This is a genomic window from Kitasatospora sp. NPDC093558, assembly GCF_040683475.1.
GTDB lineage: Bacteria > Actinomycetota > Actinomycetes > Streptomycetales > Streptomycetaceae > Kitasatospora.
This window is the reverse complement of record NZ_JBFBDY010000075.1, coordinates 1-21,232: the sequence shown is the minus strand read 5'-3', so window position 1 is coordinate 21,232 and position 21,232 is coordinate 1. Positions and strand designations below refer to the sequence as shown.

Here is a 21,232-nt window from a genome sequence, read left to right as displayed (position 1 = left end):
GGGGCCACCGCGCGGGTCGCCCGCCGCGCCGGTGCGGCCCCCCACCCCCCCCCCCCCCGCCCCCCACCCCCGTCGCCCGGGCCGGCCGGCCCCGCCCCCCCCCGGGCCGACGGGTCTCCCCCGCACACGAATCGACCCGCTCAAGAACAGGAGGCCGCCATGACCGCCTACCACCCCCACAAGGACGACTTCCTCAGGCGACTCCGCCGCATCGAGGGCCAGATCCGCGGCCTGCAGAAGATGGTCGAGCAGGACACCTACTGCATCGACGTCCTCACCCAGGTCTCCGCCGCCGGCCGCGCCCTGCAGTCCTTCGCGCTCCAGCTCCTCGACGAGCACATCGAAGGCTGCGTCCGCGACGCCGTCGCCGAGGGCGGTCAGGCCGCCGACACCAGGATCAGGGAGGCCAGCCAGGCCATCGCCCGCCTGGTCCGCTCCTGACCCTCGCGACTCTCCCCGGTCCCGCGCTGTACCGCGCGCTTCACCGCGCGAGCTTCACCGCGCGAACTTCACCGCGCCCGCCGTCATGCCCAGCCAGCCGACGGTGACCAGCGCGATCGCCACCGCGAGCGGCAGGTGAACCGCCCCGAGGAACAGGTCGAGGAACCACCCCACGAAGAAGAACGGCACCAGGCCGATGCCCCCGATCCACCGTACGTCGTCGTCCACCCCCGGCAGACCGGCCACCACCAGGCCGGTGCCCACGGCGATCAACAGCGCGAGCAAGGCCAGGAGGCCGAACCGGGGGTGCCGGAACACCGACTTGTGCCCCCGGTACTCGACTTCGACGACGTCGCCCTTCCAGACCTCCAGCATTACGTAGGTGCCGACGTCCGCGTCGTCGTAGAACGCCTCGCCGACGTCGTAGTCCTTGCCCTCGGGATCCGACTCGCGCGCCACCGTGAGGTTGTGGGTGGGCGAGTCCCCGCTGCGGCCCACCCACCGGTCCGTCACCCGGCCGCTCTCCAGCAGCACGCAGGCCGGCCCCGCAGGCGGGTTGCCGGTGCTGCAGGGACGGGCTCGGGTGTACGCGCCCACGTCCTGGTTCACGGCGACGGTCCGCGCGATGCCGAACCCGACCGCGCACAGGCCGATCACGAGCAGCATGCCGCGCAGCAGCACCACGAGGGCCGTCGGCCATCGGCGCCTCGGCCGTGCGTCCCTCACTCGCCACCCCCTGTGCTCCCACGAGTTACCTCTGTGGTCCCCTTCGGGATGATGCCAAACAAAGGGTGCCCCGGGGCCGGAACCCCGACATCCTCCGCCCCTTCCCCCAGGCGTTCCACCCCCCTCTGTACGACCAGGCCAAGGCCGACCGCCAGGACGCGGCCCTGATCGGCGACCGGCTGTACGCGTGGCAGGACCACGCTGTCGAACTCGCGCCCCTGCGCGCGAGTTGAGCCACTCCCTGCTCACGGCGCCTTGAGCAGGGGCAGCACGATGTCGTCGAGGATCTCGTCGACGGCCTGGTTCGACGGCACGACGCCGCCCACCAGGAACGCGTCGCGCAGGAGGTCGAGCGGGAGGGAGACCGTCCGCGGGGTGATGCGCGCGGGGTTGATCTCCCCGCGGTCGGCCGCGCGGCGCATCATCGCCTCCAGCGCGTCCACCGGTCCGAACGCCGTCAGGCCGGTGCGGAACCGCACGCGCAGCTCGGGGTCGCGCAGCAGGTCGACGAGGAAGCCGTGGACGGCGTCGGTCGGCAGGTCGTCGAAGCGGTGCAGCAGGCCGAGCAGGAAGGCGGCCAGGTCGGCCCTCAACTCGCCGGTGTCCGGCGGCTCCTGGTAGTCGGGGGCGTTGCGGCCGAGCGCGGCATCGACGGCCTCGACCCCGACCGGCTGCACATCTGGAACGACCCCCGGTTCGGCGCCGGCGCCCTCGCGCTCGTCCCGCTGCGCCAGGACGACACCTGGGCCGTCCACGCCGCCGTCCTCCCCGACGAGCACGGCGAGCTGCCCGCCCCCACCCTCGACACCTTCCGCCGCCTCTTCGCCGAGCGCGCCGGCCTGCCCGGCGTCACCCTCCGCGACCTGACCTGGGCGAGCGTCTGGCGCCCCACCGTCCGCATGGTCGAGCGCTACCGCAGCGGCCGGATCCTGCTCGCCGGCGACGCCGCGCACTGCCACTCCGCGGCCGGCGGCCAGGGCATGAACACCGGCATCCAGGACGCCCACAACCTGGCCTGGAAGCTCGCCGCCACCCTGCGCGGCGCCCCCGACACCCTCCTCGACAGCTACGAGGCCGAGCGCCTGCCGGTCGCGCGCGCCGTCCTTGCCGCCACCTCGGCCCAGCACCGCGCCCTCTTCGCCGACGGCGGCGCCCTCGCCCTGGCCGACCAGTTCACCAACCTGACGGCCACCACGGGCGGCGACTTCACCGGCCTCTCCATCACCTACCGCGGCGGCCCGCTCGGCCAGGACCTCGACGACGCCACCGCCATCCGCGCGGGCGACCGCGCCCCCGACGCCCCCTGCCACACCCCCGACGGCCCCACCCGCCTCTTCCACCTGTTCCGCGGCCCGCACTTCACCCTGCTCAGGTTCACCGACACCCCGACCCCGCCCCTCCTCCCCGCACACCCCGCCATCCGCGAGGCCGTCATCCAGACTCCGGACGAACAAGCACGCCACACCTACGGTCTCACCACCGACGCCGTCGTCCTGGTCCGCCCCGACGGCTACGTCTCCCTGACGGCGGGCACCATCAACCCCACCCAACTCCAGGACCACCTCCGCCAGTTCGGCCTGTGAACCAGGCCACTGGCCTACAATTCGAACGCCTGCCGCGGCAGTCGCGGCGAACAGGGTGCGGGGGCGGCCGGGCAGCGTGGCTCGGGTTGTCGTGGAGGCCGGCCCTGGGGTCAGTGTGGCCGTGGTCGGGTCCTGCCGGCGGTGGTGTTTCGGATCGGGGCATGGGTCCCGCGGCCTTGGTGAGTTCAGCGGAGGGGTGTAGACGTGACCCGCATCGCGATCAACGGATTCGGCCGGATCGGCCGCAACGTGCTGCGTGCCGTGCTCGAACGGGACAGTGCCCTGGAGGTCGTCGCCGTCAACGACCTGACCGAACCGGCGGCCCTGGCGCGGCTGTTGAAGTTCGATACGACGTCCGGACGGCTCGGGCGTCCGGTGGAGGCCGACGGGGACGCGCTCGTCGTCGACGGCCGGCGCGTGAAGGTGCTGGCGGAGCGGGAGCCGGGGCAGCTGCCGTGGGAGGAACTCGGCGTCGAGATCGTGCTGGAGTCGACCGGGCGGTTCACCTCCGCCAAGGCGGCGGGCGCGCACCTGGCGGCGGGGGCGAGAAAGGTGCTGGTCAGTGCGCCGTCGGACGGCGCCGATGTGACGATCGCGTACGGCGTGAACACCGGGGCGTACGACGCGCGGGAGCACACGATCGTCTCGTGCGCCTCCTGCACGACCAATGCGCTGGCGCCGTTGGCCTCGGTGCTCGATGCCCTGGCCGGCATCGAGCACGGGTTCATGACCACGGTGCACGCCTACACGCAGGAGCAGAACCTCCAGGACGGCCCGCACCGGGACGCGCGGCGGGCCCGGGCCGCCGCGGTCAACATCGTGCCGACGACGACGGGCGCGGCGAAGGCGATCGGCCTGGTCCTGCCCGGCCTGGACGGCAAGCTGTCCGGGGACTCGATCCGTGTCCCGGTCCCGGTCGGGTCGCTGGTGGAGCTCAACACGAGCGTCGCCAGGGACGTGACCAGGGAGGACGTCCTGGCCGCCTACCGCGACGCCGCGGCCGGGCACCTCGCGGGCGTCCTGGAGTACTCGGAGGACCCGCTCGTGTCCTCGGACATCACCGGGAACCCGGCCTCGTCGATCTTCGACTCGGCCCTCACGCGCGTCGACGGCCGTCGCATCAAGGTGGTGGCCTGGTACGACAACGAGTGGGGCTTCTCCCACCGCGTCGTCGACGCCCTTGAGCTCCTCGCCCGCTGACAGGGCAGGAGTAGCGGCAGGGCAACGGCGCCGCCCGGGCCCGTTGCCCTCCCGCTACGCGAGGATGGCTCTCAGCGCGCCCGCCCCCGGGGTTTCAGCGGGGTGGCGGGGAGTTCGGGGGCGGCGAGGCGGGCGCCCGCGTAGCCGTGGACGTCGCCGAAGCGGGTGGTGGTCATCCAGTCGGCGCGGGCCTGGGCGATGTCCTCGGTGCTCCGGCCGATGAAGTTCCACCACATGACGATCTTCTCGTCGAACGGCTCCCCGCCCAGCAGCAGGACGGCGGCGTCGGTGCGGGCCAGCAGCGGGAGTTCGCGGCGGCCGCAGCCGAGGTAGAGCATCGAGCCGGGCTCGACCCGCACGCCGTCGACGTCGACGCTGCCGGACATCGAGAGGACGGCGTACTCGAAGTCCGGGACGAGGGGCAGCGCGAGGTCCGCGCCGGCGGTGAGGGCGAGGTCGGCGCCGACCAGCGGGGTGTAGGTGGTGCCGGGCGAGGTGGCGGTGTCCAGGGTGCCGAGGATGACGGTGGCGTTCAGGCCCGGGGCGGTGACGACCGGCAGGTCGGGGTGGTGCTCGAAGGCGGGCGCGGTGTGCCGGTGGTCGTCTGGGAGGGCGACCCAGAGCTGCGCGCCGTGCAGGTAGCGGGCGTGCGGGCGGGGTGACTCCTCGGAGTGGGAGATGGCCCGGCCCGAGGTCATCAGGCCCAGTTCGTACGGGCGGACGGTCTGCAGGCTGCCGAGGCTGTCGCGGTGCAGCACCTCGCCCTGGTGGAGCCAGCTGACCGTCTGCAGGCCCATGTGCGGGTGGGGCGGCACCTGCATGCCGGGCTCGTCGGCGATGTCGTCGGGGCCGTAGTGGTCGACGAAGCACCAGGCGCCGACCATCCGGCGGCCCAGGTTGGGGAGCAGGCGCCGCACCACGGTGCTCTCGCCGAGCGGGACTTCGCGCCCGGTGAGGAGTTCGTGCACCGGGCCGCTGCTGGCCTCCCGGCCGCAGGGGGTCGGGGCGGGCTTGAGGTCGAGGTTGCTCATGTGCGGGTCCACCACCGTACGGAGAGGGGCGATGAGAGGCGTCCGCCAGTGATCGTCCCTCACCGCACCGGGAACCCGCCACCCGGAACCCGCCACCGGGAACCCGCCACGCACGCCACCGGCTCAGTGCGCGCAGGCCCACCAGGCGTCGGCGGTGGCACCGGCCGCCAGCTCGCGCAGGTTGCGGACGGCCTCGGCCGGGTCCTGCGCGCCGTAGACGGCCGAACCGGCCACGAAGACGTCCGCGCCGGCCTCGGCGCAGCGCTCGATGGTGCTCGCGGAGACGCCGCCGTCGACCTGGAGCCACAGTTCCAGCCCGTGCTTGGCGATCAGCTCCCGGGTGCGGCGGATCTTCGGGAGCATGATGTCGAGGAAGGCCTGGCCGCCGAAGCCGGGCTCGACGGTCATGATCAGCAGCATGTCGAGCTCGGGCAGCAGGTCCTCGTAGGGCTCGATCGGGGTCGCGGGCTTGAGCGCCATGGAGGCGCGGGCGCCCTTGGCGCGGATCTCGCGGGCGAGGCGGACGGGCGCGGCGGCGGCCTCGGCGTGGAAGGTGACGGAGCCGGCGCCGGCCTCGACGTACTGCGGGGCCCAGCGGTCCGGGTCCTCGATCATGAGGTGGCAGTCGAGCGGGATGTCGGTGGCGCGCGCGAGCGACTCGACGATCGGGACGCCCAGGGTGAGGTTGGGCACGAAGTGGTTGTCCATGACGTCGACGTGCAGCCAGTCGGAGCCCCGGACGGCCCCGGCCTCCTCGGCGAGGCGGGCGAAGTCCGCGGACAGGATGCTGGGGTTGATCTGCGCCATTACCAATACCTTCAGACGAGGGCTCGGGCGCCACCGTGAGCGGGCACCCCGTCCCATCATCTCCCGGGCCGGCACCGGCCCGCGCACCCCGTGATCGTCCGCGTGACCGTCATCACACCCTGGGCGGGGTTACGGCCGTGGCCGCCGTGGTCATCAGCACTTGAGCAGCCCGCTGCGGCTCCCCCACCCGGCTCCACCCGCCTCTACCCGAGGAAGGTCCCCTCATGACCGATCTCGTCCACCCCGCCCGCGCGCTGTGGTGGCTCTTCGAGCCGGTGCACGCCGTCACCTACTTCCAGCCCGAGTCCCGCGACGCCTTCGAGGAGGCCGGGCTGCGCGGCTTCTGGCGCGGCTACTTCGCCGGCCGCTCGGCCCCGCTGGGCGCGGTGGACGCGCCGCCGGTGATCGCCGCGTACTTCAATTTCGCCCCGGTGATGGTGGAGCGGGCGCTGCCGGCGGTGTGGGCGTTGGCGAGCCCGCAGGAGGCGCTGGCCGCCCGGACGAAGGGCGCGGGCGCGGCTCTGGCCCGGCTGCTGGAGCACGTGGACCGGGCCGAGGTCGAGCGGGCGGTCGGGACGCTGGAGCAGGCCGCGGCCCGGCTGGACTGCGCCGGCCGGGTGCTGGCCGCCGCCAACGCGGCGCTCCCGGCGCCGACGGGCCTGTACGAGCGGCTCTGGCAGGCCGCCACCGTGATGCGCGAGCACCGCGGGGACGGCCACGTGGCCGCGCTGGTGGCGTCCGGGCTGGACGGCTGCGAGGCGCTGGTGATCCGCTGTGCGATGGACATGCGGCGCGAGCAGCTCCAGCCGGTGCGCGGCTGGACGGACGCCGAGTGGGAGGCGGCCGCGGAGCGCCTGGTCGAGCGCGGCTGGCTGACGGCGGCCGGCTCGGTGACCGAGCTCGGCCGGATCCGCCACCAGGCCCTGGAGGCCGCCACCGACCTGGCCGCCGCCCGCGTGTGGGAGGACTACCCGCGCGCCGAACTCGACGGGTTGGCCGCCGCGTTGAAGCCGATCTCGGCGCTCTGTCGCAGCAGCCTGCCGTTCTACCCGGTGGGACTGCCGGACAACTCCTGACCGGACGACGACCGCCGACCGGACGACTCCCGACCGGATGACCGACTCTCCTCCACGGCGCCGGGCGGGCCGAGGACGATCCCCCGCCCGGCGAAGAAGCGCCCGAACTCCTGCCACGGCACGTGCGCGAAGGACTGCGACCCGCCCGGGAACCCGGACGGGTTGTGGATCACCAGCGCCGTGCTCGTGGCGCCCACCGCGAGCACCAGGTGCCCGCCCCTGCGCGTCGGGTCCGGCCCCTCCGGCTCGCGGATCGACGGGTGCACCGACAGCATCGGCAGCCGCCCGCCGGCCACCGCGGCCGCCACCTCCCCGGGCGCCAACTCCCGCGCCTCGGCGGCGAGTCCCCACCGCTCCCGGACGTGGGCGGCGAACGGCGTGTGGATCAGCCCGCGCAGGCCGTCGCCCTCCCGGACGTACGCGCCCGCCGCCTCGCACTCCCGGCCGAGCACGATGGCCGGGGGCGCGACGCCCCACCAGTAGTCGAGCGCCATCCGCAGGCAGGCCACCCCGCACAGGCGCCACGACCACCACGCGTACTCCTCCGGCGTGGCCGCCCCGGACTGCCCCCACCGCGGATCGTCGGCGGCGTCCATCGCCCCGCCGACGATCTCCCGCACGAGCTCCGCCGACTCCCACTGCGCGTAGTACGGCACGTCGTGCACAACCGCCTCGTCACCCATCCCCCGACGCTCTCACGCCCCACCGCCCCGCGCGACCGAGGGCCCCGCCGCGTCCGGCAGCCGCGACGAGGCCCGCAGCCGCGACGAGGCCCAGGGCGCCCTACCAGGCGTAGTCCTCCGGGGCCGGCCGGTGGCCCGGGAAGATCTCGTCGAGCCGGTCCAGGGTCTTCCGCTCGAGCTCGACGTCCAGGGCCCGGATCGCCGAGTCGAGGTGCTCCGGGGTGCGCGGGCCGATGATCGGGGCGGTGACGGCCGGGCGGCCGAGCAGCCAGGCGAGGGCGAGTTCCCCGGGGGCGACGCCGATCTCGTCGGCGAGGTCCTCGTAGGCCTGGATGCGGTCGCGGTGGGTGCTGAGGAGGTCGTCGGCGTGCGCCAGCGCGGCCCGCACCCGGGTGCCCTCGCGCTCCTTGCGCAGCACGCCGCCGAGCAGTCCGCTGCGCAGCGGGGACCACGGCAGGAGCCCGAGGCCGTAGTGCTGCAGGGCCGGCACGACCTCCAGTTCGACGGTGCGGTCGAGCAGGTTGTAGAGGGACTGCTCGCTGACCAGACCGAGGAAGTGGCGGCTGCGGGCGGCCTCCTGGGCCTGGGCGACGTGCCAGCCGGCGAAGTTGCTGGAGCCGACGTAGATGATCTTTCCCTGGGCGACCAGGACCTCCATCGCCTGCCAGATCTCCTCCCAGGGCGTGTCCCGGTCGATGTGGTGCATCTGGTAGAGGTCGATGTGGTCGGTGTTCAGGCGCCGCAGGCTGGCCTCGACGGCCCGGCGGACGGCGAGCGCCGAGAGCCTGCCCTCGTTGGGCCACTCCCCCATCGCGGCATAGGCCTTGGTGGCGAGGACGGTCCGCTCGCGGCGTCCGCCGCCCTGGGCGAACCAGCGGCCGATGATCTCCTCCGTGCGGCCCTTGAGGTTGCCCTCGCTGTCGCGCCCGTAGGCGTTGGCGGTGTCGAAGAAGTTGATGCCCCGGTCGTGGGCGGCGTCCATGATGCGGTGGGCGTCGGACTCCTCGGTGTGCGGGCCGAAGTTCATGGTGCCCAGGCAGAGGCGGGAGACGGTCAGGCCGGTGCGGCCGAGGTGGGTGTACTCCATGGCGTCCACCTTCGGCCGCACCGGCACGGGTGTCCAGCACCTTCACCGGACCGGCGGGTCAGCACCCACGGCGTTCACGCGCTCAGCGCCCGTGGGTGGCGAACTTCCTTACGGCCAGCGGTATGCAGAGCGCGAGCAGGATCGCGCTCCACAGCAGCGCGGCGAGGACGGCGTGCTGCATCGGCCAGGCGTCGCCGGGCGCCGAGGGGTTGCCGAACAGGCTCCGGCTCGCCTCGACCACCGAGCTGACCGGGTTCCAGTCGGCGACGGTCCGCAGCCAGCCCGGCATGCCGCCGGTCGGTACGTACGCGTTAGTGATCATCGCCAACGGGAAGACGGTGACGGCAAGTTGACCGGCGGCCTCCTCCTTGCCGACGGCGAGCCCGAGGCACGTCCCGACCCACGTCATGACGAACCGGAAGAGCAGCAGCAGCCCGAACGCCCCCGCCGCGTCCGCGAACCCGTGCCGCACGCGCCAGCCCGCGGCCAGCCCGACGGCGGCCAGCAGCGCGAGCACGACGACGCTGACCAGCAGATCGGCGAGGGTCTGGCCGAGCAGGAGCCCGGTGCGCGAGACCGGCATCGAGCGCAGCCGGTCGGTGACCCCTCGCCCGACGTCGCGGGCGGCGCCGACCATGGTGGGCATGATGCCGTTGGTGGCGACCATCGCGAACAGGCCGGGCATCAGGAACTCCCGGTAGTCGCCCCCGCCCGGCACCTGCATGGCGCTGCCGAAGACATACCCGAAGACCACCACCATGATCACCGGCACGCCCAGTGAGGCGGCCAACAGGCCAGGTGAGTGGCGGTAGTTGAGCAGGACGCGGAGCATCGACGTCCCGGTGTCGGCGACCAGCCGGGACGGTCCGGCGGCCGTCGGAACCGCGTACGTGGCGGCCATCAGGCGACCCTCCTCACGTCGGTGGCGGACTCCCGGGTGAGCGCGAGGAACACGTCGTCCAGCGAGGGCGCCCGGACCGCGACGTCCTCCGCGACGACCCCCTGGGCATCCAACTCCCGTACCAGGGAGGGGAGCAGGACGCCGGCGCCCGGCGGTGTCACCACCGTGACCAGGCGTTCGGCGACGTCCACCTGCGCGTCCCCGCCGGACAGCCGGGACAACACGACGGCGGCGGCGCCGAGTTGGCGCACGTCGGCGAGGGTGACGGACACCCGGCTGCCGATCTGCGCCTTGAGCCGGGCCGGCGGACCGGTGGCGATCGCGGCGCCGTGGTCGACGACGACGATGTCGTCGGCGAGCCGGTCCGCCTCCTCCAGGTACTGCGTGGTGAGCAGCACGGTGGTGCCGTCGGCCGCCAACTCCTTGACGGTGTCCCAGATCTCCTGGCGGCTGCGCGGGTCGAGCCCGGTGGTGGGCTCGTCGAGGAAGAGCACCGGCGGGCTGGTGACGAGGCTGGCGATGAGGTCGAGGCGCCGGCGCATGCCGCCGGAGTAGGTGCGGACGAGCCGGTCGCCGGCCCCGGCGAGGCCGAAGCGGTCGAGCAGTTCGTCGGCGCGGGCGCGGGCCCGGCGACCGCCGAGGTGGTGCAGCCGGCCGAACAGGTGGAGGTTGTCGCGCCCGGTGATGCCCTCGTCGACGGCGGCGTGCTGCCCGGCCAGGCCGATGGCGCGCCGGACGGCCTCGGACTCGCGGACGACGTCGAACCCGGCGACCCGGGCGGTGCCGCGGTCGGGGGCGACGAGGGTCGCGAGGACGCGGACGGCGGTGGTCTTGCCGGCGCCGTTGGGGCCGAGGAGGCCGCAGACGGTGCCGGCGGGGACGGTGAGGTCGAGGCCGCGCAGGGCCTCGGTGGCGCCGAAGCGTTTCGCCACGCCCGCCATCTCGATGGCGGGCCCACTGCGGTCGGAGCTGTCGGAGCGGTCGGACACGACGGTCTCCACCCTTCTCTAGGTACAGCGTACGTAGAAGCGTGTGCGAGCACATCGTACTACGTACGCCGTACGTATCTAAGATGGGTGAGCGAGGTGATCTTCCAGTGCCGTCCAGCAAGCGCCCCACCAGCCCGGACGAACCCGGGCAACAACCGACCGGGACCGACCGTGCGATCGAATCGGCGACGCCGACGCCCCCCGACGCCCCCGAGCTGATCTGGCTGCGCCCCGAGCGCACCGGCCGCGGCCCCCGGCCCGCCCACAGCCGGGCGTCGATCGCCGCCGCCGCCGTCCGGATCGCCGACGCCGAAGGCCTGGACGCCGTCTCGATGCGCCGGGTCGCGGCGGCGCTCGGCGCGGGCACCATGTCGCTCTACAACTACGTGCCGAAGAAGGAGCACCTGCTCGACCTCATGCTCGACGCGGCCGCCGCCGAATACGACTTCGCCGCCCTCGCCCCCACCGGCGACTGCCGCGCCGACCTCGTCCGGCTCGGCCACCGGCAGCTCGACCTGTGCCGCCGCCACCCCTGGCTGCCCGCCCTGGTGCTCGCCCGCCCCGGCATCGGCCCGAACGCCCTGCGCTACACCGACCACTACCTGGCCGTCACCGCCCCGAGCGGCCTCAGCGGCGGCGCCCGGATGGAGGCGATGGCCCTGTTCAACGGCTTCGTCTGCCAGTACGCCCAGTACGAGCGGTCCGCCGCCTCCGGCGCCAAATGGCAGGCGGAGCTGATGGGTTACCTCACCCAGGCCGCGACGAGCGGGGCCTACCCGAACCTCGCCGCCGCCTTCGCCGACCCCAGCCCGCCCGCCGACCCGGCCACCGCCTTCGACCGCGCACTTGGCCGGGTGATCACGGCGATGCTGTCGCCCGCACAGTGACCCACCCCGCCGGCCGTCCCGCCCACCCCGGCAAGATCCGCTCAGTTTCCGGCGGAGCCCAGTATCCGGCGAATGAGGGAAGACGCACTCGCCACGTCGGGCCGGGGTCGGGCCGCCTTCGGCGCAAGGGCCCTGGCGGCGGCCCGCCGAGGCGCCGCCTTCTCCTTCAGCCGCTTCAGCTCCGGCCAGTTCGCACGCGCAGGCTGCCCCGCACAGTAGGCGAAGAAGAGCCGCACGGCACCGTCCTCCTCCGCCAGCGAGCCCAGCGCGCGCTCCTGATCGGCGTCATCCAGGAACGTCGGCTGGTCCCACGGCGCCGCCAGCAGGGCGAGCGGGACCGGCCCCGGCCGGTTCCACCCGGTGGACATCACCCACCAGTTCGACTGCCGGCAGTAGCCGGAGGCCGAGAACCACCGCGTGAACTCGCCCACCGTGGTGGCCTCGTCCCAGTTCTGGACCATCTCGTGGGGCGCCCAGCAGTCATCGCCCATGCAAACGCTGTCGCGCGTCAGGATCACTCGCACGGGAGCAGCCTAAACCATATTCGTCAATCTGACGATAACCCCGTGTGGTCGACGTCGGATTGCGGTCATACTTTTGACGATGCGGCGACAACTTCAGCCGAAGCCCCACGCCCCGTCCGGTTCACCGCCTAGGCTTCACGAGCGTGATCACGCCCGGCCCCCGGACGGGCACTTCCCGTTTCCGCGACCGCAGGGAGCGACGTGACGAACGAGCGCAGCAAGGTGGGCGCGTGAACGACCTGGTGTACCCGTCCGACCCCGGCCTGGACGGGCAGGGCGTCGGCGCCGGCGAGCGGACCCACGCGCTGAACGGCTTCGACCCGGCCACCGCGGACCGACAGCTGTCCCACACGCCCTGCCGCATCGCCCGGCCCCGGTTCAACACCTACCGGCGCGGCGGCTTCCAGACCGTCTCGGGCTTCCTGGACACCACGTGGGCCTACGACGCCCGCCTCGACCCCGGCACCGCCCACCTGGACGGCGGCCCGGGCTCGGACCTCACCCGGCTCGACGCCGCGCACGGCGCCTTCGACGCGATCGTCCTCGGTCTGACCGGCATCGTTGGCGACGAGGGCGGGCTGGCCGCCGCCACCGCCCAGGCGGCCCGCGACTTCGGCATCCCCGACGCCGACCACGGCGCGGTGACGTTCGTCGACGCGTGGGGCGCGGTCGCCGCCCACCAGGGCTACGGGTTCGGCGGGTGGATCTCCAACGACTACCCGGCGCTGTTCGACCAGCGGCGGGCCCAAGGCCTGCTCGGCGCCGCCCGCCGCCTCAAGGAGCGCAACCCGAACCTCACCGTCGGCCTGCACGTGGGCGGTTGGGAGCTCAGCCAGGCCTTCCGCGCCGTCGTCCACGACACCGCCGCCCGACGGCGGTTCGCCCGGTCCGTGGTGCGGATCTTCGAGTGCTTCCCGATGTTCTCCGCTCTCCACCTGGACTGGCGCTGGCCCGGCCTCGGCCGCGAGGCCACCGACTACGCCGCGCTCGTCGCCGAGACCGGATCCGCCCTGGCCGCCGCCGGCCTGCGCGCGACGATCGCCGTCGCCGTCCCGGCCTCCGTCGCGCAGCTGAAGGCGCTCAACGTCCCGGTCCTGGTAGAGGAGGGCGTCAACCGGCTCGACCTGATGGCCTTCGACCTCTTCGGCAGCCCCTGGTCCCCCGGGCTCGGCCACCACACCGCACTGCGCCGCGACCCCGTCGGCGGTCACGCCGACTGCATCGACGACGCCGTCACCTACCTCGTCGACCAGGCGCGGGTCGACCCCCGCCGCATCCACCTCGGCTACGCCACGACGACCCGCAACGCCCGCCGGGCCCGGCTCGACACCCTCTCGCCCCTGCGGGGCAGCTACGACGCCGGGGCGGGCGACACCACCGGGTCCTTCCGGCCCGGGGTGACCCACTTCGCCGACGTGCTGCGCAACTACCTCGACCTGGAGAACGGGCGCGGCCGCAACGGCTTCGCGCTGTACACGGACACCACCGCCGACGCCGACTACCTCCACAGCGCCGACAGCGGTGTCTTCCTCTCCCTCGACACCCCGCGCTCCGTCCGCGCCAAGGCCGCGTACGCCCGCGCCCGCAACCTCGGCGGCCTGTTCGCCGAACACGCCGAGGCCGACTCCGGCCTGCTCACCAACGCGGCCCGGGAAGGACTGGGGCACACGGCCACGACGACGGTCGTCGACATGAAGCCCCTCTACATCACCGGCCGCACCGCATGACGGAGGCCGACGGCTCCCGCCCACGACGCCTTCCCGCCAACTCCCGTCCCCCGGCTCCCACCCGCCCGCCCGCAAATCGATCGTGCCGCGCACCCCCGTCCCGTACCGTGGAGCGGTCGATGATCTTGGGCGAGGGAAGAGACTTACCATGCAGCAGTACGAGGGTTGGGCCGACGAACGCTTCGGCCCCGTCGCGGACGCGTTCGCCCGCAACTTCACCGACTTCCCCGAGCTCGGCGCCGCCGTGACGGTCTACGCCGGCGGCCGCAAGGTCGTCGAGCTGTGGGGCGGCACCGCCGACGACCGCACCGGCCGGGCCTGGACGCAGGACACCGTCGTCCCGGTCTTCTCCGTCGCGAAGGGCGCGGTGAGCATCGGCGCACACCTCCTCGCGCAGCGCGGCCGGCTCGACCTCGACGCCCCGATCGCCCGCTACTGGCCGGAGTTCGCGCGGCACGGCAAGCAGGACATCACCACCCGCACGATCCTCGGCCACCGGGCCGGCCTGCCCGCGCTCGACGCGGTGCTCCCGTTCGAGGAGATCGCCGCGTGGGAGCCGGTCGTCCGGGCGATCGAGGCGCAGCCGCCGCTGTGGGAGCCGGGCACCACGTACGAGTACCACGGCCACGTGTTCGGCTTCGCGGTCGGCGAGGTGATCCGCCGGATCACCGGCCTGACCCCGGGCGCCTTCCTGCGCAAGGAGATCGCCGAACCGCTCGGTGGCCTGCCGGTCTGGCTCGGCCTCCCGGAGGAGCAACTCCCGCACCTGGCCAGGCTGGTGGAGGCCGAGGGCCGCCGCCCGATGCCGGGCCCCGAGCACCTGCTCACCCGGATCGTGACGATGAACGGCACCCTCGTCTTCCCCGGCCTCGACGCGCCGCACGGCTGGAACGACCCGGCCCTGCACGCGATCGAGCTGCCGGGCGCGGGCGCCGTCGCCTCCGCGACCGGCCTCGCGGCCCTGTACGCGGCGGCCGTCACCGGCCTCGACGGCGGCGAGCGCCTGCTGTCGCACGACACCGTGACCGACGTCGTGCGCGAAGTCTCCTCCGGCGCGGGCTTCCTGGGCTTCGACATGGGCGCCCGCTGGGGCTCCGGCGTCCTGCTGGACTCCCCCGCCTTCCGCCCGCTGTACGGCCCGCGGAGCTTCGGCAACGACGGCGCGGGCGGCCAGTTCGCTTTCGGCGACGACGAGTTCGGCATCGGTTTCGGGTACGTGGCGAACCGGATGATCGGCCACGGCGACGCCCGCGCCACCCGGCTGATCCAGGCGGTCCGCGGGTGCCTGGGGTGACGGCGGATTTCCTCGCCGGGCTCGCCGAGCTGGCCGCCACCGGCGGCCTGGGTCCGCTGCGCTACGACGCCTCGCTGCCCGAACTCGCGGCCCGCTACGGCGATCCGTACGACTGCGGGCGCGTCCACAAGGAGTCGCGCTGGCCGCACGCCTTCGGCTGGGGCGACGCGTGGACGGTGTTCTGCCGCTGCCGCCGGCTACGCTCGTTCTCCCTCCCGGCCTGGCATGGAGAGCTCGAACTCCCCTTCCCCGATGGCGCGTTGCACACCGTGGACACGTACGTCACGGAGTCCGCACTGGTCGCCGCGCTGACCGCGGCCGGCTGCACGTGGGAGACGGTGACGTACGAGAACATCCCCGGCCAGCGCACCCTGGAGGTGGCACCGGCCGAGGACGTGCGGGTCGCCTTCGTCCTCACCGAAGACGAAGACCCCGGCGAACTCCCGTCCACCGAATGGCTGTTGAACAAGGTCGGCCTGTGGGGCTACGACCACCCCGACTGCCCCGAGCTCGACCCCGCCACGCCGGACGACGGCTGGGGCGCGCAGGAAGCATGACGACGACCCCGGGCCGTTCCGCCCCCCGCGCGGAACGGTCCGGGGGTCTGCGAGCCCGCCCGGCGTCAGCCGCCGAGCAGGAAGTCGTACACCGCCTGCCGCCCGATGTCGCTGGTCGCCCGGGTCTGGACCCCGTGCGCCGCCCCTGGGACGACCACGACGCGCGGGTCGTGCGCCATCTCCGCCTCCCGGAACAGCCAGGCCAGCGGCGTGGACAGGTCGCGGTCACCGCCGAGCAGCAGCACCGGCACGTCGGGCAGCTTGCGGTGCTCCGACGGCGTCGCCGGCACCTCCTCCTGCGGCCAGTCCAGGCAGGTGAGCAGGGTGCCCGTGCCGGTCGCGGTGGCGGGGTCGAACGGCCAGGTGTCCTCGGCGGTCAGCTCGTCCCTCGCCTCGGCCAGCGCGGCGGCCCGCCCCTCGACCGGGGTGTCCCCGGTGCCCCACGGGAAGAGCCCGTCGGCGCACAGGGTGCTGGCGTGCAGGCCCTGGCTCAGGAACTCGGCGGGCGCCGCGTTGCCCTGGTGCGCGCCGTCGATGTAGCGCTGGAGCAGGGCCGGCCGCCCGGCGGCGGCCTCGTGCAGCGCCTGCGGGACGCCGTGGTAGTCCGGGTCGACGAACTCGAAGCTGGTGATCGCGTCGAGCACGTCGGGCCCGTCGTGGTAGCGCCGGACCGTCTCCGCGAGGTCGGCGGCCGGGTCGGTGGTGCACCCGGTGGCCGCGCAGGCGGCGGTGAGCACCCGGGCGGTGGCCTTCAGCGGGACGGGGTCGAGCGGGTCGTACCCCTGCTGCGGCACCACGGAGTCCAGCACCAGCCGGGCGACGTGCGCCGGGTGCGCCATCGCGTACCGCTCGGCGGTGAACGTGCCGTACGAGACGCCGTCCAGGGTGAGCCGCTTGTCGCCGAGGGCGCGCCGCAGTTGGTCGATGTCGGCGACGGTGTCGGCGGTGCTGTAGTACCGCCGGTTCGGGCCGATCGCGGCCGCGCAGTCGGTGACGGCCTTCGGGGTGGGCGGGGCGAGGTCGGAGGCGCCCATCTGCTCCTGGAGCTCCGGGCACCGGAGGGCATTGGCGCCGGTGCCGCGCTGGTCGAACATCACCAGGCGGTAGTCCTTGAGGACGGGCGCCAGCTTGGCCGCGATCCGGCTCACGAACGGGACGCCGGGCTGGCCGGGGCCGCCGGTGAGGAACAGCAGGTCGCCCTTGGGCGCGTCGGTGTTGCCGCCGACGGCGACCCGCAGGTCGAGGGTGCCGGGGGTCTCGCCGCCGTGGTCGAGCGGGACGGTGAGGGTGCCGCAGGTGAAGCCCGGGCTGCCCGGACAGGGCGCCTGCACGGTGAGCCCGCCGCCCGCCCCGTCCGCGGCGGCGACCGCCGGGGAGCCCAGCGTCGTCCCGGCGACCACCGCGACGGCGCCCAGCAGGGCGGCGACGCGGCCTCGCGTTCTCGTCATGTTCGTCCTTCCCCGTGCCTTCTCCGGGCCTTCTCCGGGCCTTCTCCGGGCCTTCTCCGTGCCAGATGGCCCGCGTACCGACTCGCGCTGACGCGGTCGAGGAAGAGCATGTGCCGCAGGGGCACCGCGGCGCGACGATTCCTGCGAGGATTCGAGCAGGTTCGAAACGTCGGCGACCGGAGCCGGCCCCGGAGCGGTCAGATTTCGACCCGGCGCGATCCGAGCCACTGCTGTCCGACGGGGGAAGGACACCGATGATCACGCTCACCATCGACTCGACCGGCCTGGCCCGCTCGCGGTTCGTCGTCTCGCCGCTGCACGAGGCGGTCAACACGCTGATGTCGTCCGGCCTGACGTCCCGCACCGGCCCATACGCCTGGGTCAGCCGCACCCGCCGCGTCCTGCGCCGGGAGCGGCTCGAACTGCTCGCCGGGCTGGCCCTGGACAAGGACGGCGGCTACCTGCCCGACTTCCTCTCGCCACACCCGACCGGCCCCGCGCCCGAGGTCGCGGAGCAGCTGGCGGCCGTCCGCGCCACGCCGCCCGAGCGCGTCCTCGGCGAGCTGCTGACCGTCCGGCACGGCCGCCCCGAGGCCGGCCTGCTGGGCCGTCCGCTGCCGGAGGTCGTCGAGCGGACGCTGGAGCGCGGCGCGACGTACTTCGCGCACCGGGCGGCGGACGAGCTGGGCCGGTACTGGGAGCTCGCGCTCGCGCCGTACTGGCCGGACGCCCGGGCGGTGATCGACGCCGAGATCGACCGGCGGGGCCGCTTCCTCGCCCGCCACGGCACCGGGGCCCTGATCAACTCCCTGGCGCCGCAGCTCTCCTGGGCCAAGGGGCGGATCGAGCTGGAGAGCCGGTTCACGGTGACGCTGCCGGCCCGGATGGTGCTGCTGATGCCGACGCTGGTGACCCGTCGGATCCACGTCATCCTGGACCCGATCGACGGCGTCCACCGCGCGCCGACGCTGATGTACCCGGTCACGGACCGGCGGGCGGCCCGCCCGGAGCCCAGCCCGGCGCTGGCGCAGCTACTCGGCCCGACCCGGGCGGACCTGCTCACCGCCCTGGTCGACCCGGCCACGACGGCGGCGCTGGCGGACCGGCACTTCCTGAGCGCGGGCACGGTCTCGTACCACCTGGGCGTGCTGCACCGGTCGGGGCTGGTGAGCCGGGTGCGCAGCGGCCGGGAGGTGCTGTACCGGCGGACGCCGCGCGGCGAGGAGCTGGCGGAGGCGCGCCCGTAGTCACGTGCCCGGCAACGGGCTCGTCCCCGGCAACGGGCTCGTCACAACAGGGCCCGCGGGAGCACCACCCGCACCCACTCCTCCGGCTGCGACAGGTGCGGAGCGTGACCGGCGCCCTCGTACAGGTGGCGCTCGGCCTTCGCCAGGGTGAGGTCGATCAGGTCCAGCACCTCGCCGAACATCGGCGCACTGTCGTCGCTCTGCGTGAGCAGCGCCGGGTCGCCGTAGCGGGCCAGGCCGGTGAGGTCGAGGTCCAGGGCGTCCGGGTCGCGCAGCTCGTCCAGGTAGGTGGGCGCGTTGCGGATGTAGGTGTGCCGCACGGGCGCGGGCAGCTGCGACCAGGCGCCGGGGCCGAAGGCGAGGGTGTCGACGTACAGTTCGGCCGCCGCCGCCGACTCGGCCTGTTCCAGCAGCTCCCGGACGGCGGCGATCCGGTCCGCGAAGGCCGTCCCGATCGGGCGCAGGTCCGGGTCGGCGAGCAGGACGCCGCTGCCGGGCGGCTCGTGGACGGCGATGCCGCGCAGCAGGTCGGGGCGGGCGGTGGCCAGGCGCAGCGTGACGAGCGCGCCGTAGGAGTCCCCACAGACGAACGCCGGGGCGAGGCCGAGGCCCTCGATCAGGCCGGCCAGGTCGGCCGCGTCCTCGTGCACCGAGCCCTGGGTGAGCAGGTCCTCGCTGCGGCTGTGGCCGCGGCGGTCGTAGCTGACGACGGTGGCCGACTCGGCCAGGCCGGGCACGACGTGCGCCCAGGTGTCGCCGTCGCTCCAGGAGCCGTGCACCAGGACGACGCCGGGCCCCTCACCGCGGGCCTCGTAGTGCAGCGAGACCCCGTTCACCCTGATCTCGGCCATCGCGGGCCTCCCGGTTTCGGCGGTGCTCCCCCACCAGCCTGACACACCCGGCCTGCGGGGTCAGATCTGCGGTCCGCGGCCTCCTCCGTCACCGAACGTGACGCCAGGCGCGGGCGGACCCGAGGGCGGACGCGAGGGCGGACGCGCTGCCGGACGGGCGGCGGCGGCCGTCGCGCTGCGTGACGGTACGCGGCCCCGGGGAGCGCTGGACGCCGTCGACGCGCCGTCCGCGCCATGCGCTAACTTGATCGCCTGTCAGTCGGCCGACTGGCCACTCCCTGCACATGCGTATTCGGGGGAATACCTGCCATGCGTTCTCTGCGCATATCCGTCGTCGCCGGCGTCCTGGTGCCGCTCGCCCTGCTCACCGCCGCCTGCGGGCCCAACGACGACAAGACCGGTGGCACCACCACCACCGCACCCGCGCCCGCCACCGGTGGCGCCACCAGCGCCGCGCCCGCCACCGGAGCCGCAACCGGCACCAAGGCTCCGGCCGGCGGCAAGGCCCTGACGCAGGACCAGCTCGTCAAGGCCCTGCTCACCACTGCCGACCTCAAGGCCGACGCGCAGCGCTCGTCGCTCGGCCCGACCCGCCCCGACCACCGGCTCACCGCCGAGAAGCCCGCCTGCCAGCCGCTGCTCGACCTCGTCGACAACGGCAGCGCGGCCACCCCGGCGCCGTCCGCCACCGGCGTGTACTACCAGACCAACGGCCGCGAGTTCACCTTCGTCCAGCTCACCCAGCTCGGCGCCGGCCAGGCCGCGAAGGCGTTGACCGCCGCCGACACCGCGCTCGCCGGGTGCGCGTCGTTCACCGCGACCGGCGCGGGCAAGGCCCCGGTGAAGGTCACCTTCGCCAAGGCCACCGCCCCGGCGGCCGGCGAGGCGACGCTCACCCTCAACGCCACGTTCACGGCCGACGACTGCGCCAAGGCGCCCTGCGAGGCGCGCGGCTACGTCGTCACGCACACCGGGGACGTGCTGACGCTGGTCTCCGACTCCGCGCTCGCCGACCCGGGCCTGCCGGATGTGAAGACCGTCATGAAGCAGGTCGACAAGGTACAGACCGCCGCCAAGTAGCACCGACGCACGCGCGCGGGAAGTCGGCCGGTCCGACTTCCCGCGCAGCGGGCCCACTACTTCCGCTGTCCCGCCGTCTCCTCCCACCTGCGCCCGATCGACCGCAGGAGCGCCGGGTACACCCCGACGTACCGGAACGGCTTGATGCCCAGCATGTAGGCGGCACCGAGCAGGCCGTTCGGCTTCACCAGCACGGCCATCTGCGCGCGGTAGCCGCCCGCGCCGTCCGGCACCCACCCGAGGTGCAGCACGCCGTGCATCGTCCGGTTCGCCAGCTCGGCCGCCCACTCGTCGTGCAGCAGGTAGACGGACCGGAACGGCAGCGAGTCCGAGTCCGGCCCGGGCGGCGCGGCGCGCAGGTCCGCCGGCAGCCGGTCGCGGAGCGACGGCACCCGGCCGCCCACGCCGGAGCCGGCGCCGTCCAGGTGCAGCAGGCGCCCGAGCTTCCACCGGAGCGCGAAGAGCGTGCGGTACACGAACGAGGAGCTGGCCTTCCCGGGCTCCTCCCCGTCGGTGAACTGCCGTACCAGGTACGGGAGGTCGTCGGGCCCGCCCGGCGTGGGCAGCGCCCAGACGTCCTCCACCCGGAAGTCCGGGGCGATCTCGTGGATCCGCCACGGTCGCGAGGTGTGCGCGGTGCTGGGGAGTCTCATGCGTCAGCCCCTTGTCCGGGCGCCCGGCCCGGGCGCCCTGTCTATACGATGCCGTACAGAAGCAGGCTAGACCCGTTTATACGGCACCGTATAGGCAGGGTCTCCAGGACCGTCGTGCGCAGTCGCGCGACGGCGCGTGATCGGAGAAACCCGTGGCCAACCCCCGTACGCCGCGCGAGGCGTGGATCGTCGAAGGCCTGCGGGCACTCGCCAGCGGCGGGCCCGACGCCGTGCGCGTCGAGGTCCTCGCCCAGGCGCTCGGCGTCACCAAGGGCGGCTTCTACGGCTACTTCCGCAACCGCGACGCCCTCCTCACCGAGATGCTCGACACCTGGGAGCACGCCGTCGCCGGGAACGTGATCGACGAGGTCGAGCGCGGCGGCGGCGACGCCCGGGCCAAGCTCACCCGCCTCCACGCGATCGCCTCCGGCGGCGGCGAC

At 73.9% G+C, this 21,232-nt stretch carries 24 protein-coding genes; 12 read left to right on the top strand and 12 right to left on the bottom strand.

Annotation, left to right across the window (positions count from 1 at the left end; genetic code table 11):
• Positions 1 to 159: 159 nt before the first annotated feature.
• Positions 160 to 441 carry a metal-sensitive transcriptional regulator gene (locus tag AB0O00_RS11115; protein WP_363650414.1) on the top strand — a complete coding sequence of 94 codons (282 nt, stop codon included), beginning with the start codon at positions 160 to 162 and terminating at the stop codon, positions 439 to 441.
• Between the two features lie 54 nt (positions 442 to 495).
• Here AB0O00_RS11115 and AB0O00_RS11110 read toward each other — a convergent pair whose 3' ends face one another.
• Complete coding sequence (locus AB0O00_RS11110; protein ID WP_363650413.1) at positions 496 to 1,167, bottom strand: hypothetical protein; 672 nt, start codon at positions 1,165 to 1,167, stop codon at positions 496 to 498.
• A 65-nt stretch (positions 1,168 to 1,232) separates the two neighbouring features.
• On the opposite strand from AB0O00_RS11110, the gene AB0O00_RS11105 reads away from it, so the two are divergent.
• Positions 1,233 to 1,400, top strand: coding sequence for a hypothetical protein (locus AB0O00_RS11105; RefSeq protein WP_363650411.1), 168 nt, complete (start codon positions 1,233 to 1,235; stop codon positions 1,398 to 1,400).
• Between the two features lie 12 nt (positions 1,401 to 1,412).
• On the opposite strand, the gene AB0O00_RS11100 is transcribed toward AB0O00_RS11105, so the two are convergent.
• Positions 1,413 to 1,760 (bottom strand): TetR-like C-terminal domain-containing protein, encoded by a 348-nt coding sequence (locus tag AB0O00_RS11100; RefSeq protein ID WP_363650409.1) that lies wholly within the window; start codon positions 1,758 to 1,760, stop codon positions 1,413 to 1,415.
• On the opposite strand from AB0O00_RS11100, the gene AB0O00_RS11095 reads away from it, so the two are divergent.
• Entirely contained in the window at positions 1,719 to 2,750 is a 1,032-nt protein-coding gene (locus AB0O00_RS11095) for an FAD-dependent monooxygenase (RefSeq protein ID WP_363650408.1), read from the top strand. The two genes, AB0O00_RS11100 and AB0O00_RS11095, sit on opposite strands and share 42 nt — an antisense overlap.
• Before the next feature lie 204 nt (positions 2,751 to 2,954).
• Positions 2,955 to 3,950, top strand: a complete 996-nt coding sequence (gene gap, locus AB0O00_RS11090; RefSeq protein WP_363650406.1) for a type I glyceraldehyde-3-phosphate dehydrogenase — start codon at positions 2,955 to 2,957, stop codon at positions 3,948 to 3,950.
• 71 nt (positions 3,951 to 4,021) lie between these two features.
• Here the strand turns inward: gap and AB0O00_RS11085 are convergent, their stop codons facing one another.
• Positions 4,022 to 4,981, bottom strand: a complete 960-nt coding sequence (locus tag AB0O00_RS11085) for a pirin family protein (protein WP_363650404.1) — start codon at positions 4,979 to 4,981, stop codon at positions 4,022 to 4,024.
• A 123-nt stretch (positions 4,982 to 5,104) separates the two neighbouring features.
• Entirely contained in the window at positions 5,105 to 5,788 is a 684-nt protein-coding gene (gene rpe, locus AB0O00_RS11080) for a ribulose-phosphate 3-epimerase (protein WP_363650403.1), read from the bottom strand.
• A gap of 224 nt (positions 5,789 to 6,012) precedes the next feature.
• On the opposite strand from rpe, the gene AB0O00_RS11075 reads away from it, so the two are divergent.
• Complete coding sequence (locus AB0O00_RS11075; RefSeq protein WP_363650401.1) at positions 6,013 to 6,864, top strand: hypothetical protein; 852 nt, start codon at positions 6,013 to 6,015, stop codon at positions 6,862 to 6,864.
• Here AB0O00_RS11075 and AB0O00_RS11070 read toward each other — a convergent pair.
• From AB0O00_RS11070 to AB0O00_RS11055, 4 genes are all read right to left on the bottom strand, one after another.
• Positions 6,834 to 7,547, bottom strand: coding sequence for a C39 family peptidase (locus tag AB0O00_RS11070; protein ID WP_363650400.1), 714 nt, complete (start codon positions 7,545 to 7,547; stop codon positions 6,834 to 6,836). The two genes, AB0O00_RS11075 and AB0O00_RS11070, sit on opposite strands and share 31 nt — an antisense overlap.
• 100 nt (positions 7,548 to 7,647) lie before the next feature.
• Positions 7,648 to 8,634 carry an aldo/keto reductase gene (locus tag AB0O00_RS11065; RefSeq protein WP_363650399.1) on the bottom strand — a complete coding sequence of 329 codons (987 nt, stop codon included), beginning with the start codon at positions 8,632 to 8,634 and terminating at the stop codon, positions 7,648 to 7,650.
• Positions 8,635 to 8,716: 82 nt separating this feature from the next.
• Complete coding sequence (locus AB0O00_RS11060; RefSeq protein ID WP_363650398.1) at positions 8,717 to 9,535, bottom strand: ABC transporter permease; 819 nt, start codon at positions 9,533 to 9,535, stop codon at positions 8,717 to 8,719.
• On the bottom strand, positions 9,535 to 10,476 hold the full coding sequence (locus tag AB0O00_RS11055; RefSeq protein ID WP_363650416.1) for an ATP-binding cassette domain-containing protein: 942 nt from the start codon (positions 10,474 to 10,476) through the stop codon (positions 9,535 to 9,537). Before AB0O00_RS11055 ends, AB0O00_RS11060 begins: the two co-directional genes overlap by 1 nt.
• A 155-nt stretch (positions 10,477 to 10,631) precedes the next feature.
• Between AB0O00_RS11055 and AB0O00_RS11050 the strand changes: the two genes are divergently transcribed.
• The gene (locus AB0O00_RS11050) at positions 10,632 to 11,411 is read left to right on the top strand and encodes a TetR/AcrR family transcriptional regulator C-terminal domain-containing protein (RefSeq protein ID WP_363650397.1); all 780 of its coding nucleotides are present in this window, start codon (positions 10,632 to 10,634) and stop codon (positions 11,409 to 11,411) included.
• A 41-nt stretch (positions 11,412 to 11,452) separates the two neighbouring features.
• Here the strand turns inward: AB0O00_RS11050 and AB0O00_RS11045 are convergent, their stop codons facing one another.
• Positions 11,453 to 11,935, bottom strand: coding sequence for a hypothetical protein (locus tag AB0O00_RS11045; RefSeq protein WP_363650396.1), 483 nt, complete (start codon positions 11,933 to 11,935; stop codon positions 11,453 to 11,455).
• A 230-nt stretch (positions 11,936 to 12,165) separates the two neighbouring features.
• Here AB0O00_RS11045 and AB0O00_RS11040 point away from each other — a divergent pair, with 230 nt between their 5' ends.
• The 3 genes from AB0O00_RS11040 (at position 12,166) to AB0O00_RS11030 (ending at position 15,513) form a co-directional block, all read left to right on the top strand.
• A complete protein-coding gene (locus AB0O00_RS11040; protein WP_363650394.1) occupies positions 12,166 to 13,662 on the top strand; it encodes a glycosyl hydrolase family 18 protein in 1,497 nt (498 codons plus the stop codon).
• Between the two features lie 148 nt (positions 13,663 to 13,810).
• Complete coding sequence (locus AB0O00_RS11035) at positions 13,811 to 14,956, top strand: serine hydrolase domain-containing protein (RefSeq protein ID WP_363650392.1); 1,146 nt, start codon at positions 13,811 to 13,813, stop codon at positions 14,954 to 14,956.
• Complete coding sequence (locus AB0O00_RS11030; protein ID WP_363650391.1) at positions 14,953 to 15,513, top strand: hypothetical protein; 561 nt, start codon at positions 14,953 to 14,955, stop codon at positions 15,511 to 15,513. The genes AB0O00_RS11035 and AB0O00_RS11030 overlap by 4 nt, the downstream gene beginning before the upstream one ends.
• A 65-nt stretch (positions 15,514 to 15,578) precedes the next feature.
• Here AB0O00_RS11030 and AB0O00_RS11025 read toward each other — a convergent pair whose 3' ends face one another.
• The gene (locus AB0O00_RS11025; protein WP_363650389.1) at positions 15,579 to 16,961 is read right to left on the bottom strand and encodes an alpha/beta fold hydrolase; all 1,383 of its coding nucleotides are present in this window, start codon (positions 16,959 to 16,961) and stop codon (positions 15,579 to 15,581) included.
• 254 nt (positions 16,962 to 17,215) lie between these two features.
• On the opposite strand from AB0O00_RS11025, the gene AB0O00_RS11020 reads away from it, so the two are divergent.
• Entirely contained in the window at positions 17,216 to 18,208 is a 993-nt protein-coding gene (locus tag AB0O00_RS11020; protein WP_363650387.1) for a winged helix-turn-helix domain-containing protein, read from the top strand.
• A 41-nt stretch (positions 18,209 to 18,249) separates the two neighbouring features.
• Here AB0O00_RS11020 and AB0O00_RS11015 read toward each other — a convergent pair whose 3' ends face one another.
• The gene (locus AB0O00_RS11015) at positions 18,250 to 19,059 is read right to left on the bottom strand and encodes an alpha/beta hydrolase (RefSeq protein WP_363650385.1); all 810 of its coding nucleotides are present in this window, start codon (positions 19,057 to 19,059) and stop codon (positions 18,250 to 18,252) included.
• Between the two features lie 309 nt (positions 19,060 to 19,368).
• On the opposite strand from AB0O00_RS11015, the gene AB0O00_RS11010 reads away from it, so the two are divergent.
• A complete protein-coding gene (locus AB0O00_RS11010) occupies positions 19,369 to 20,139 on the top strand; it encodes a hypothetical protein (RefSeq protein WP_363650383.1) in 771 nt (256 codons plus the stop codon).
• 56 nt (positions 20,140 to 20,195) lie between these two features.
• On the opposite strand, the gene AB0O00_RS11005 is transcribed toward AB0O00_RS11010, so the two are convergent.
• Complete coding sequence (locus AB0O00_RS11005; protein ID WP_363650381.1) at positions 20,196 to 20,792, bottom strand: DUF2867 domain-containing protein; 597 nt, start codon at positions 20,790 to 20,792, stop codon at positions 20,196 to 20,198.
• A 152-nt stretch (positions 20,793 to 20,944) separates the two neighbouring features.
• On the opposite strand from AB0O00_RS11005, the gene AB0O00_RS11000 reads away from it, so the two are divergent.
• On the top strand, positions 20,945 to 21,232 hold a 288-nt coding region (locus AB0O00_RS11000; RefSeq protein WP_363650379.1), incomplete at its 3' end, for a TetR/AcrR family transcriptional regulator.